The sequence below is a fragment of the Nostoc sp. NZL genome (genome assembly GCF_015714705.1).
GTDB lineage: Bacteria > Cyanobacteriota > Cyanobacteriia > Cyanobacteriales > Nostocaceae > Nostoc > Nostoc foliaceum_A.
Genome location: NZ_WBKL01000052.1, coordinates 19,013 through 33,127 on the forward strand (window position 1 = coordinate 19,013; position 14,115 = coordinate 33,127).

Here is a 14,115-nt window from a genome sequence, read left to right on the forward strand (position 1 = left end):
TACACTCGTGGTAGACATCGCCTAGGTTGGGCTACGCCTACGCAAGGATAGTAATACCATTACAACGTTTTTCAATCAATTGAACTGCAACATTCCTCCTCCTAATTCCCTATGATAGGAGAAATAATCCCCCCAATTCCCTTAAATTTCAGGTTGTTGGGGGGAATTCAAATGTTGCAGCAAAAAGTGAATTAATCTTTAGTTAACAACCAATAGATTAACCTTTGGTTAAGCTTAGATTAAGGTTGTGTGATGTCTACGTTGAAGGTTGCTCGTGTAGTGGAATCATAATCACAAACTCGGCACCTTCTCCTGGTGCTGAAATACATTGGATTTGCCCGCCGTGTTTTTTGACAACAATTTGGTAGCTAATTGATAAACCCATACCCGTACCTTTACCAACGGGTTTCGTAGTAAAGAAGGGGTCAAATAGGCGTTTGCGTACTTCCTCTGTCATGCCTGGGCCATTGTCGGCAATGCTAATTATTACACTGTCTTCTTGGATAAGGGTGCGAATGCGAATCTGGGGAGAATTCATTTGTTCTTGGTCGTTTGTCCTTTGTTTAAAGTTGTTTACTAAAGGCAAATAACTAATGACAAATGACTCTTCAATTGCATCGATCGCATTTGTCAACAGATTCATAAACACCTGATTCATCTGTCCAGCGTGACACACTACTGCTGGTAGGTTGCCGTAGTCTCGGATTACTTGGATTTCGGAATGTCCTGATTTGGCTTTCAGGCGATTTTGCAACAGCAGTAAGGTGCTATCAATACCTTCATGAATATCTACTGCCTTTGTGCCGTCTTCATCAAGGCGAGAGAAATTGCGTAAAGATAAAACAATCTGCCGAATACGTTCGGCTCCCATGTTCATAGAATCCAGGATTTTGGGCAAATCTTGCTTAAGAAAGTCTAAATCAATGGTGTAGATTTGTTGGTGAATCTCTGGTGTTGGTGGACAGTAGCTTTGTTGATAAAGGTCTACCAAGTGCAGCAAATCCTTGGTATATTCACGGGCGTGGCTAATATTGCCGTAAATAAAATTGACGGGATTATTGATTTCATGGGCAATACCTGCAACCAATTGTCCCAAACTGGACATTTTTTCAGTTTGAATCAGTTGTGCTTGAGTTTGTTGAAGTTCTAGCAATGCTGCTTCTAGCTGTTGGGCTTTGTCTTGGGCAGTTTGGGCGGCGATACGGCTTTGGGTGTAAAGTTTGGCTTGGTCAATGGCGATCGCTAGTTGAACTGTAACTGCTTGTAGTAATTCTATTTCGTTGTCCAACCAAGGACGGAAGCCACTACAAGAACCACAGCTAAATGTGCCTATTTCGCCAGATTGGGTGTGTACGGGTAGAGACATAAAGGCAGTGAAACCGAAATCCTGCAAAAACAACTGTCCTATGGAATCGCCCACAGTCCCTACATCATTAATGCGGATGATTTCTCTATTCAATGTTTTGGCTGCGATTAGTTCGATTTCTGCTTTAGTTGCTTCTTGGTGGTTAAGCAGACAGGGTAAAAAGGAACTTTTCGCCTCATATACTTTATCCCAGTAGGGTACATCAGCGTCTTGTCGATACCAGAAAAAGGCACAGCGATCGATTTGGAATAAGTTACGGATCTCCTCTACTGCGGTTTCCACAATGTAATTGAGATCCAAAGAAGCTCGAATCTGGTTAGAAAGACGATTGAGTAGAGCTTCCCGTTGGGCGCTTTCTCTGAGTGCAACTTCTGTTTGTTTGCGCTTGATGCCTATGGCAATTTCCTGGGCGGCAAATTCCAGTGCTGTGAAAGTTGATTCTGTCACTGTTTGGCGGGTAAACATGGCTATCACCCCTACAGTTTCATTTTCAACAATCAGAGGATAACCAGCGAAGGCGACCATACCCTCTTGCTGTGCCCACTCTTTGTTACCCACGCGGGGATCTGTCTGCACAGAGTTAGTTAAGTGGGGTTTGCCCTCTTCGGCAATTAAACCAATTTTGAATTGACCAACTGGCACACGTTTATGGGGCCCATTAATGTGGGTGTACATCCCAGAACTGACTTGCAACTCCAATACGTTGTCTTTTTTGTTCAGCGTCCAGATGCGAGCAAAAGCTGCATCAAGATGTTCAACTAAAGCGTCAGTGCAGCGGCGCATCATGTTTTCTAAGCTGTCACTCTGGGTAAGGGCCGCGTCTACATCGGCACGAAAATGTGCTAAACGCGCTCGTTCTGCTAAAGCTTCCTCTGCTTGTTTGCGGTCAGTGGTGTCATAGCAAATACCAACGAAGTTTAAAACATTACCATTGCCGTCTCTAATAGCAGATGAGTTGCTTGTATGCCATCGCCAACTACCATTTTTATGTTTGACTCGATATTCAATTGCGTCTTGTTTCTCACTTGTCGTCAAAATTCTTTGAAAATAATCTGCACAGATATGCACATCGTCGGGATGTACAAAGGGAATAAAGGATTTGCCTTCAACCTCCGCAATCTCATGCCCAAAAATTTCAGTCCAGTTAGGAGAAACGTAAGAAAATATCCCCTCAAGTGTCAGGGCAAAAATAACGTTATTGGCGTTTTCGACAATGCTGCGAAACTTGGCATCGCTTTCTATGAATGCTGCTTGTCCTTTGTCGCTGGTGTCACTGACAAGAACTATAATTTGCTGTTCTGGTAATGGTAATAACCTAGCTTCAAAATTATTCTTCCCTTCTGGGAGCGGTAAGGTATATTCAAAACTGACTAAAGATTGAGTTTCAAGTACTTGAGTTATTGCTTGCTGGAAGCGATCGCTTATAGCAGTCGGTAGGCATTCTCGCAAACTCTTGCCCTGACAATCTCCTGGTAGAATATACGGGTTATCCATCTTTCCTGGCTTGTAATCCAGAATATTCCCATCAATATTAATACGTAAGTATAAATCAGGTAGCAGTTGCAAAATGGCTGCAAATTCTAATGTTTTGTGGCGTAACTGTGCTTCAACTGCTTGGCGTTTTGTAGTTTCAGCTTGTAGTTGCTTTAGTGCTTTTGCTAATTCTGCCGCCTGTTTTTGTTCTGTAATTTCATGCAGACAACAAGAGGAATTTGTCGATGTTAAGCAGCTTTCTCTCAGGGGAGGTCGAACTTCTGTTATATCCACACAATAACCGATGTAACCGACAAAGTTACCATCTGCCGAGAATCTTGGCGCTGCTGTATCTAAAATCCAGCGATATTTTCCATCAGCCCGACGCAGACGATATTGCCTCTGGAACGAATCATGCACAGCAAATGCTCTCAGGTATATATCTTCACATCGCTGTCTATCTTCTGGATGGACGCTGCAAGTCCAGATATTGCCTATCTCCTCTCCTCGCGCAGATGCAGACACGCCTGTTGTTAGATATATCCCAGTAAATTCCAACCAATTTGAATTTAAGTAGCAGTAAAGTGCATTGCATCCAGCCATCCAAATCATCAGAGGAGCAGTATCCGCCTGCTGACAAAATACTTTTTCATCCTGTTGTATTTCTTCCTCTTCGACCATGATTTGGTTAATGTAGCTCTGCACCTTTTTAGAAAACACTTTTGCCTGCCTGCTCTGCCTAATTTATTAAGGGAATAGTCTGAAAATAAAATTTGTTAATAAATGTATATAATTTTTATGTCAACTTGCTATTGATCTTAATACTTTATTTATTTTTATATGTATAAAACTTCCGGTTTTATTGTAAATAAATTGAAAAAATGCTGAAGTTATCATTAAGATTAACTTCAGCATTTTTGGTGCAATTTAAACTCTCCATATCTCTGGGAAGTTGTTTGACTTTGTTTCTTCTTAAATTCGCTTAGAAATTCATCTTAGCTATGTAATTGCATTGCTCAAAAACCTGATTTAGCTTTACGGAAACTATATGATTCCCTGTAAAGCACTTACATCTTTATAATAAATTCACAATAATCAAGAATTTCATATCAAATAAATATTGATTTTTTATCAAGAAGAATTCAGCATGAATTAGAGTCCTGGCAACTATAAGTCAATTTTTTAACGAACCGCATTCGCGCAGCGTCTCGTTAGAGAAGGACGCATAGACAGACTTTGCTTGTATAGTAGCGAATTATATTCACCTAATACTTTTCGGACATCCTCTTAAAATAATGGGTACAAAATGGTTTAATACCAACATTTGTACTAAGCAGTCTCCAGAGCATCTGTGGTATAAAACTCTACTATATTGATTCTTACTCCTGTTAGCGGTAGCGGGGCGTTTAGCCCATTCTGACTTCTGAATTCTTCTTCAATTTTCCCCGCCAAACCAGATTTTTCAAAATTGTCTTAACCGTTCAAAATGCCTCATACCAAAATCGCAAATTAAATGAGAGAAATGCTAAATGTAATATCAACAAGTTGCAACAATGGCTGGCGATCGCGTTTTATATGTTATAAAGCTCACAGAAATTAATGTTAGGCGGAAACTACTTTATGGAACCAGATAAACTGGGCCGTTTTAAGGAGTACGGCGAATTCATCCTCCGAAAGATAGATTCTGTGCCCCAGCACCCTTCAAAACAAGAAGATTGGGTTCCAGCTAGTCTTGACGACTGTCTCTTGCGTCTGCGGTCAGCTGCCCAGAAAACTGTAGACCTTGCAACTTCACCTGTGAAAATTGGGGTGATGGGGGAATTCAGTAGTGGGAAAACTTTACTTTTAGGCAGTCTAATTGGATATGCAGATGCTTTGCCAGTCAGTGAGAATCCCACTACAGGTAATGTTACCGCCATACATATCATACCGCAAGACGAATTTGCAACTACACAGTTAAGTAATTTTACTGTAGATTATCTTTCTCATGAAGGAGTCCATGAGTGTCTACGCTTCATGCTAGGGGAAGCCAATAAACGGACAGCAGCAGCCGGACTTCCTCCGATACCAGTATCGAAACTCAACTCTGGCAAAGATATTATTGGCTGGTGTGAAGAAGCATGGAATAGCAGTAACAATTTAGAGCTACGTTATTTACTCCGAGAGTTGGTATTATTCCTGCGGGCTTATCAAGCCTATGGGGAAGTTATGTGTGGTGGGCGCTACCAGATTGATGCTATCACCGCCCGCGAAGGGCTACAGCTAGTCGAACAGCCAATGGCAATCCAAACTCTGAAATTTGAGGATCTACCGCCAGCGCATATCCGATTACCGAGTCCACCCCAGAGGCTACCAACAAAGTTGTTGCAAAACAGTTTCCCACTCATCCGCCGCGTAGATATTGATGTGAAAATATCACGGGAAATTTGGGATTTTGCAGGCGCAGCCAAATTTATTCTCATCGACTTTCCGGGATTGGGGGCTGCTAATTCGGGGGCTAGGGATACCTTTTTGTCGCTGCGAGAATTGGCAGAAGTACAGACAATTTTGGTACTGCTAAATGGTAAATCTCCAGGGAGCGATCGCGCCAATAAAATCTTTACGATGATGCAGCAGCAGCGACCGGGACAAGACCTGAAAGATTTAATTCTCGTAGGTGTGGGTCGCTTTGATCAACTACCCCTAGACAGTGAAGGTGGCGAAAGAGAACTTGACCAACTAATTGAAGATAGCCCACATTTACAAGAGGAAACGGTTTTCCAAAAACTCAAAGTTCTGCAAACTACCATTGACGGTGCAGAAGCGTTTACCACCCAAAAAGACCGCATCGTTTTACTGTCGCCACTGTTGGGACTAGCTGAATTGGCAAAACGTTCTAGTACAGTCAAAGCAGGCTCAACAGAGTTTTTGGCTAACTTAGACTATCCTGATTACCTAGATCGGTCTAAACGGCTACAAGATAAATGGGGGCGCTTAAGTGAACGGCTACTAGACGCTGATCCCCGCAGTTCTTTGGGCAAACAGGTAGGTTACTTTAGTCAAGATGGGGGCCTTAGTAAGCTGCGGGAATTGATTCAAAACCACGTAGCTACTCATGGTCTGAAGCAACTGTATGAAGATACTCGCAGAGCTGCTGATGTGGTGAGTCAGCAACAAGATCATTTAAAAGACATCATAGATGAAATTCACGAGCAAGGCATCCCCACAGGCGACAGTCCCGCCTTTATCGAATTGCGCTTTGTGGTCGAAAGCTTGGATAAAATCTATCGGAATTTTCAAAAAGATTTAGGGACAGAACCACTCAAAGATCGGCGCGGTGTTGTTGTCAGCGATGTAGTGAAAGACGAACTCACCTTTAGAATCCTCAATTGGAACCAGTGGACTTTACTCTTCAACAAAGCCAACAATGGAGCGATCGCTCTGGCAGAATCTAAAGGTGCAGCCGGGAAATTATTTGATCGGGGAAATCGTGTAAATACTTCCCTTCCAACTAAAAGCGATGATTTTTATCCAGTATTTGAGAAAACCGTTAAAGAAGTAGAAGATTTTGCCCGCGATCGCATCCATCAAGCGGTGATAGATTTGTTGAATCAATTGTCAAATTATGTGGCTCTAGAACGCGAACAATTGCAGGCATTTTTCCATCCAGAAATGGAGCAAGAAATCGAAGAAAAATTTGGTTTTGAAGATGCTGATCTCTTTTACAAGTTATTACTAGGATGCGATCCGAATGAATGGAAGGAAGCAATCATCTCGGAAATCAGTAGTAAAGATAAAACCGTTGCGCCCGAAATCATCTTTCCCTTAGCGCGTCAAGATGAGAAACACAATGTTGGTCAAATCTTTGACTGGGCACCAGAAAAAAGCCAAGGTTTACCTAGATCGAGCAACCACCAACTTTTAGTACTGCGGCTACGAGATGAAATCACCGCTAGCGCTAGCCTTCATCTTGTGCAATATGTTAGCGAAGTGAATCAGCAAATTAATTCGGAAATAGAAGGCATTTTAGATCAAATTATTCCTAGTTTGCAAAACCTCTCAAAAAAAGAAACTTTGCTGAGATATTTGGCAGCTGGTGACTTGCCATCTGAGACAGAAATTCCTACTTGGTTGCAGATTATTTCAGAACTTGCTGCTGTTTCTTACTTAGATGATTTGAGATAAGCTAACTCAGAAAATGACTGATTGCGATCGGCTACGGTTATGAGGATGTATTTGTGAGACGTGATGCGATTTTTTATACAATTTTCAAGCGTGTCCCAGGATTGTTTTTCGAGTTAGTAGAACAACCACCAGCCGAAGCTAGTAGCTATCGCTTTGAATCAGTTGAAGTTAAAGAACCAACATTTCGGATTGATGGGGTATTTTTACCTCCACTTGATGCAGCATCTCAGATGATCTTTTTTGCTGAGGTACAATTCCAAAAGGATGAGTTACTGTACCATCGGTTTTTCTCCGAATCTATGCTGTATATGTATCGTAACCCATCGCTTTACGATGACTGGTACGGGGTAATTATTTTACAGTCTCGCAGCTTGGAACCGGAAAACACTACTATTCACAGATCGTTACTGAACAGTTCCCAAGTACAACGGATTTATTTAGATGAGTTAGGTAGTCCTGATGAGCAAAAAGTAGGTATCAGTTTGATGCAGTTGACTATTGCCTCAGAGACTCAAATGGTGCAAGAAGCGAAACGTTTAATTGAGCGGGTGCAACAAAAGCAGATAACTGTCTTGGCTAAGAAGGAGATAATAGATGTAATCACAACAATTGCAGTTTATAAATTCGCAAACTTAAGTCGTGAAGAGGTAGAAGCAATGCTAGGAGTGAAGTTAGAAGAAACTAGAATTTATCAAGAAGCTAAAGAAGAGGGACGAGAAGAAGGACGAGAAGAACTAAAACTTGAACTTGTACCTCGGTTCTTAGCTCGTGGTATGTCGATGGAAGAGGTTGCCCAGTTACTTGATTTAACTATCGAACAAGTAAGACTTGCAACTGAGCAAGAATCTTCAACATCAACTTAATAACTGCCGTAATTTTCATAGCGATGCCTAGTTTGGGCTACGCCTACGCCCTTTCATATAAAAGCGTAGCCCAACGTAGATATCGCACCAAATAAAAAAGCTAGTGCTAAAGAGAATCAGTGGTACAAGACCAAAGATTAAAAGTCTTTACCAGAAGGATTCTCTAAATTTGTAATTTTATAATACAACATTACAGTTTTTAGCCAGCTATAAAACAAACAACAGAAAGTGATACTATAATGAACCCTTTTCAACTCAACAAATATAGCGATCAAGAACCAAGCGAGAAACAACAAAAAAGATTTCCAGGATGGTTTGCTTTAGATTTTGGCACATCGAATTCCACAGTTACACTTTTCGATCCAATTGAAGTACCGATCGCAGAAATTCTACCCAAAGAACAAGAAATGCGATTGCGCGATCGCTTATCACAATGGCTGAGTTCTCCCGCCTCAGTAGCTTTACCAGATGTCAGCGCTGATGATTGGGAAAAGTTTATTGTAGAAATTAGCAGAAACCTGGAGATAGAACCCAGCCGATTGAGTGAAGTCTTTGAAAGTGACAATAAAGAGCGATTTTTAGAAGCAATTCGCCAAATTGAACTTTCTTTAGGAAACAGCGAGAGATTCCGCCGTGCTGTCAGCAAAAAACTTTACCAAATTTATCATGAGGTGTTTCGCGTCCCTACCCTAGAGTCGCAAAATCTGATTCCAGTTGTGCTGGATATCGATCGCCGCGATACGGAAATTCCCAGCGAGGCGGAAATTTCGCACTTAGGAGACTTAAAACTGCGAATGGGTAGGGAAGCTAGAGATAACCGAAAAAAAGCGATCGCTCAAGGTACAAGCGGTTCTTTAAAGGAAATTATCAGCAGATTTCACCATTCACCCAAACGCTATTTTGGTCAAGATCGTTTGTTTCCAGTTATTTTGGATGGTGAAGAAGAATTAATTACCGCTAACCAACTGATCCAATCTGCTTGGGCGCATTTAATTGAGTTAACTGAAGATTACCGCCAACGCGCCCAACGCAGGTTTTCAGAAGGAGATTTTTTAACAGCAGTTGTCACCTACCCCACTGTCGCCCCACCAGTTGTTCGCAAGGAAGTTAAGGAACTGGTTGAGCAGTTGGGGATTGACGATGTGCAAACTGCTTATGATGAAGCCGTTTCTGTGGCGATATTCTTTTTATGGCGAGAATTTGGCGGTAATCTCAACATTGGGATTGAGTCATTCAAAACTCGTTGTCGCCAAGCAGGAAACAAATGGTCACAAAATGTTCTCGTCTTGGATATTGGCGGGGGAACCACAGATTTAGCTTTAATTGAACTGACTTTGGAAGATAAAACCCCTACCTTTGCTGATTATGAAGACCGAGGTTTAGGAGGACGTTACTATAAACTTACTCCCAAACTATTAGGTTCATCTGGTCATTTACAGTTAGGTGGTGAATTAATTACGCTGCGAATTTTTAGATTATTAAAAGTTGCGATCGCAGACTTTTTATTGACAGCAGTAACAACAGGTGATATTGAAAGCGAAAGGTTAGAAGATTTAATTAGCTCTGAGTTAAACGAACGCTTTCTAGAACAAGGCAAATTCAAAAGTGGCAGTATTTTAAAATGTCTAGATAAAGAGAATCCAGAAGGCGATATTGCTTACAAAGATGCCCTAGATACTGCCGAAAAAGTATTACCTACCCGTTGGCAACAAGCACCCCAACGCCTGCAATCATTTTATATTCTTTGGGATCATGCGGAAGCTGCTAAACTTAAACTTGGACAAAAAGCATCAGTAGATAATTCTCTATTAACTTTCACACTTACTGAACAACAAATTTCCGAACTGCTCACCCAAAGCGCCGTTAAATTGGAAGTCAAAGATCCAAATAGCATCTGCGTCACCCTAGATAACCAGCAATTTGAACGAGCCGCCGTTTCAGGAATTAAAGAAGCGATCGGTATTGCTAAAGGTTTGATGGAAAGTCGCTTGCGTCCCAATGATATCACCAAAGATTCCTGGAATTCCCAAAAAGTTGATTGGTTAATTTTGTCTGGAAAAACTTGTAATTTAGACATAGTGCAGCGACAAATCTACCAAGAATTTAGTAAGTCTCCATATTTTGTCTGGAATCCAGAACGAATTACCTTTGTGTTGGAATTTACAAAATTAGCCACCTCTGCCGGTGCTTGCTATGCCGAAAAACTACGAAGATTAAGATTCGATCCAGAAGAGTCAAAAAGCTTGCTGCGTAAGGGAGCAAACCAGCTAGAAATTGATGTCAAAAATCTATTTTATTATTTGCCCTGCAACTTCAAACGCAAAACCCAAAGTAACGATTTACTAACTATATTCAAGGCTGGACAAGAACTCTATCAACTCGCACCTTGGGAAACTGTCGCCAAGGTTCGTACCGCATGGCAAGGAATCCAATTAACTAATATTATTTACCGTCAAGACTATGAGGATGGAGATTTACGACTATGGGGTAGCTTTGACGGTAAAAACCTCATGAATAAATTGGGAATGCAAGAAGCAGAGTTTCTGAAAAAAATTAAAGTCCAGTTTGAGATTGACCAAACTCTTGAATTTAGTGTGTTGCTTTGTCAGGGAAATCCCCATTATTTAATTGACATTACTGGCATTGATTTGGAATCGGTAGTTTCAGAAACTTCAGCACTATTTGCTGATGGTAAATTGAACTGGAATATTGCTGTGGAACGTTTCAATAAAGACTTGAATGATGGTGATATTGCCGTCAATGTTATTGAGTCAGCAACTGTTGATCAACCAGATGCTTATCATCTTGTATTTGAAGTAGGAAATGATGGTAGTAAATTGTTCCAAAAATTTCATTATCTGCGCGATGGCGTGACAGAACCAGGAATTGGGTTAATTAGTAATCCCTTACCTCCCTTCCCCCAAACTGGCCAACACACTTTCTATATTTATCAAACAGATGCCGAAACCAACACCAAAAAATGGATAAGAATTGGCGCACTCAGCAAACCTGATGTAACAACAGATTACCCTTGCCAATATCGTGTAACTCTCGACGATCAAGGTATTCTGAGGATGCACGCCGGTGAAGTCCCTTACTGGACATCAAACAGTCAGGAATGCCTAAAACAAGAGGGATGCGTTTATCTTGCCGAATTAGAATTGCAACCCAATGAAGTTGATAAAGAACGCGATCCCTTTTGCGGAATACATTAAACCTTTGCGTTCCTCTGCGCTAACCTCTGCGTTCCTCTGCGTTGAAAAAATTAAGATTTTTAAACGTAAAGGGGCGCAAAGTAAACGCTAAGGGGCGCAGAGGTTTGCAAGTTTAATTCGCTATAAAAATATTTGGAGGTGAGATTCATGCAGCACTTGCGTCAATTATTAGAGTTAGAAAACTCAGAGTTAGCCCGGTTACTGCGGTTTAGTTTGTATGGACTAGAGGCTACTTTAAATCAGGCTCGCACAAAATTTCCACTAGATCCAGGAGCTAAAATATGCGACCAGGTGCTGCAAGAACTTCATAACCTGTTGGAACCTGCACCTCCACAGCAAAATATTGGTTGGGAAGATGCGCCAGCTGATTTAAAACTCAGTCACCTGCGGGAAGCTTTCGATTCTGACTCAGAACTTAATTATTATCTGGGTAATTCCCAACTACAAAGCACAACGGACTCAGATTTGTGGAATGAGATTCAACGCAAGCTACTGCGATTACCAGAGGATTTGGCTGCAACTTGGCGATCGCGCACCTTGGATTTAGCCCAAGAAATTGGTGCGATCGCAGATAATTCTAACCTCTATCAACTTCCCTTTATCCGCGATGAAATTATCTACCCCGGTCTTAGTGGCACTGTTCAAACTCAGGGATTGAGCTTATATCAACAAGCACTTTCAAATTCTCAAAATTCACAAGGTAATGTATCCGATTTGCCGGCTGCATTCCTATTTTTATATATGAATTTTATCGAAATAGACCCAGATTTACATCATGCTTTAAAGAGCGTTTTTAGCTTCGATGTCATTTCTTTACACTCCAAACCAGAACAGCGCGATCAATATATTGATGCTTTAAGCGATCGCTTCCAACGCACCCAAAAAGCTGAGAAAAACACTGACCCCCTGTCAATTCTGCGTACCTGGATTGACATTGACGAAGCAATACATTCCTTAGTATTCGTACCGCCGGCTGAACGTTATTCTTGGTGGGGAAAGCTACAACACGAATCACGACGCATCCTGAAGAAAGTCACTGATGAGGCAATTAATGCAGGTAATGAAGTGCGAATTCGCCAATTATCGGGACTTTATGCAGATATCTGTGCTTTATCTAAGGATGACTTACAACTAGACTGTGGTGGTATTCCTGGCGAAGTCTTAACTTGTCTTCGAGTATATGCACGAATTAATCAGGAAGAATCTCCAGGTCGTGTAATATTTCGCTCATCACGCTAGTTGCTGGCGAGTTTTGTAATTCTTGAGATGATGAGGCAAGGCGGACATTCGCATAGTCTGCCTTGCCTCATCATCTAATGAAGGTAAAAACGTTTAAATTTATAAAATGCCCCAGAAGTGTAAAATCCCTTGACCAGAAAACACTTCAAGTGCAACAGCAGATATAAAACCAATCATTGCAAAACGACCGTTCCAGTTTTCGCTCTGAGGAGTGAAGCCCCAGCGCAAAGCATTAGGATCTTCTGAAACTGAAGGCGTAGTCTTCTTAACGTCTGCCATAAATAATACTCCGAGCTTTTATGTTGTAACAGTTATCACTGCCTGTAAAGTAATGTAACAGGTTTTTACGAAAATGCAACATAAACTCAATATAAAATTCAGTAGTATATATTACGGGTGCGTAATTTTAGCGCCGACAGCAAATTACCTATGACTTACTACCGGGCAAAAATAGAGGTAATGGTTTCTCAACAAGAGCTTGATAAAATTTAGATATGCAAATTAGATATGTTTCAATTTATCATCAGCCCTACTTTGAGTAGGATATTTAAATGTCACTACATCAAAGTTCTGGTCGGTGGCGCTTAGGGCTAGCGTTATCGCTATTGACGGTCTTATTGTGGGGAATTTTACCTATTGCTCTGGCGGTAACTCTGCAAGTACTCGATGTCTATACCGTCATTTGGTTTCGCTTTTTGGTATCATTTTTACTCCTTGCCGTGTATTTAGGAATACGCAGCAATTTACCAAAGTTAGAACAACTGCATTCTGCTTCTTGGAAATTACTAGCGATCGCTACACTCTTTTTAGGGATTAATTACTTTCTGTTCATGCAAGGTTTAGCACTAACATCACCTGCTAACGCTGAAGTTCTCATTCAATTATCTACCCTTTTATTAGGTTTCGGAGGGTTAGTGATTTTTAAAGAACGTTATCGGCTGTATCAATGGATTGGTGTCAGTGTAATGACTTGTGGTTATCTATTATTCTTTCGGGAACAACTAACAAATTTAATTACAGCACATGGCACATACATACTAGGTAGTGTTTTGATTGTGCTAGGAGCAATGGCATGGGCTATTTATGCTTTGGCACAAAAGCAGTTATTACAGTCTTTATCTTCCTCCAGTATTATGCTGATTATTTATGGAGGTTGTGCTTTATTATTCACTCCTCTAGCTAAGATAAAATCACTTTTTATACTTGATGGGTTCCATTTAGGAATGTTAGTTTTTTGTGCTTTTAATACTTTAATTGCTTACGGTGCCTTTGCCGAATCATTAGAACATTGGGAAGCATCACGAGTCAGTGCAGTAATAGCTTTAGCTCCCATTGTGACATTAATATCAGTCGCAGTTGTATCAGTTATTGCACCTTCTTTGATACCATCAGAACACTTCAGTTTTATAGCAATATTAGGAGCGGGTTTAGTAGTCACAGGATCAGTAGCGATCGCACTGGGAAAAGCTGATTAACAGGAAGTATTTTCAGAATTTTTACTGGTTTTTTCATCTAGTGAATTCGTGACATATTCAAAGCTACAACATAAATACTGAGGCAGAGGATTTTTTATTTGTTATGATTTGATAGTGAAGGCAAGCTACGGGAGCCAGTTTCTTATATGATGGATAGTTTACCCATCTGTATGGCTCTGTAGTATCTGATTTTTGACTTTATAGCCAAGAAAAAAATTCTTGAAGAAGAATTGAGAAATCAGAATGGGCTAAACGCCCCGCTAACGTTAACAGGAGTCAGATAAAGCTTTCTACATTCGCAAGTCATACACAATTCATAC

7 protein-coding genes are annotated in these 14,115 nt (G+C 40.9%); 5 read left to right on the top strand and 2 right to left on the bottom strand.

Annotation, left to right across the window (positions count from 1 at the left end):
• Positions 1-256 precede the first annotated feature (256 nt).
• On the bottom strand, positions 257-3,520 hold the full coding sequence (locus tag F8R90_RS07430; RefSeq protein WP_196510232.1) for a PAS domain S-box protein: 3,264 nt from the start codon (positions 3,518-3,520) through the stop codon (positions 257-259).
• A 939-nt stretch (positions 3,521-4,459) separates the two neighbouring features.
• Here F8R90_RS07430 and F8R90_RS07435 point away from each other — a divergent pair.
• The 4 genes from F8R90_RS07435 to F8R90_RS07450 all read left to right on the top strand — a co-directional run bounded on the left by F8R90_RS07435 (position 4,460) and on the right by F8R90_RS07450 (position 12,320).
• A complete protein-coding gene (locus tag F8R90_RS07435; RefSeq protein WP_196510219.1) occupies positions 4,460-7,003 on the top strand; it encodes a proteasome protein in 2,544 nt (847 codons plus the stop codon).
• Positions 7,004-7,056: 53 nt separating this feature from the next.
• The gene (locus F8R90_RS07440; protein WP_196510220.1) at positions 7,057-7,866 is read left to right on the top strand and encodes an Rpn family recombination-promoting nuclease/putative transposase; all 810 of its coding nucleotides are present in this window, start codon (positions 7,057-7,059) and stop codon (positions 7,864-7,866) included.
• Positions 7,867-8,105: 239 nt separating this feature from the next.
• Positions 8,106-11,081 carry a molecular chaperone gene (locus F8R90_RS07445; RefSeq protein ID WP_230966181.1) on the top strand — a complete coding sequence of 992 codons (2,976 nt, stop codon included), beginning with the start codon at positions 8,106-8,108 and terminating at the stop codon, positions 11,079-11,081.
• 147 nt (positions 11,082-11,228) lie between these two features.
• Positions 11,229-12,320, top strand: a complete 1,092-nt coding sequence (locus F8R90_RS07450; protein ID WP_196510221.1) for a hypothetical protein — start codon at positions 11,229-11,231, stop codon at positions 12,318-12,320.
• A 99-nt stretch (positions 12,321-12,419) separates the two neighbouring features.
• Here F8R90_RS07450 and F8R90_RS07455 read toward each other — a convergent pair whose 3' ends face one another.
• On the bottom strand, positions 12,420-12,599 hold the full coding sequence (locus tag F8R90_RS07455) for a high light inducible protein (protein WP_190893926.1): 180 nt from the start codon (positions 12,597-12,599) through the stop codon (positions 12,420-12,422).
• Between the two features lie 272 nt (positions 12,600-12,871).
• Between F8R90_RS07455 and F8R90_RS07460 the strand changes: the two genes are divergently transcribed.
• The gene (locus F8R90_RS07460; protein WP_196510222.1) at positions 12,872-13,795 is read left to right on the top strand and encodes a DMT family transporter; all 924 of its coding nucleotides are present in this window, start codon (positions 12,872-12,874) and stop codon (positions 13,793-13,795) included.
• The last annotated feature ends 320 nt before the right edge of the window (positions 13,796-14,115 follow it).

What these genes read in the sequence shown, in the direction of transcription:
- F8R90_RS07445 (WP_230966181.1), top strand. Translation starts at nt 8,106, where the DNA reads ATGAACCCTTTTCAACTCAACAAATATAGCGATCAAGAACCAAGCGAG.
- F8R90_RS07450 (WP_196510221.1), top strand. Translation starts at nt 11,229, where the DNA reads ATGCAGCACTTGCGTCAATTATTAGAGTTAGAAAACTCAGAGTTAGCC.
- F8R90_RS07460 (WP_196510222.1), top strand. Translation starts at nt 12,872, where the DNA reads ATGTCACTACATCAAAGTTCTGGTCGGTGGCGCTTAGGGCTAGCGTTA.
- F8R90_RS07435 (WP_196510219.1), top strand. Translation starts at nt 4,460, where the DNA reads ATGGAACCAGATAAACTGGGCCGTTTTAAGGAGTACGGCGAATTCATC.
- F8R90_RS07430 (WP_196510232.1), bottom strand. Translation starts at nt 3,520, where the DNA reads ATGGTCGAAGAGGAAGAAATACAACAGGATGAAAAAGTATTTTGTCAG.
- F8R90_RS07455 (WP_190893926.1), bottom strand. Translation starts at nt 12,599, where the DNA reads ATGGCAGACGTTAAGAAGACTACGCCTTCAGTTTCAGAAGATCCTAAT.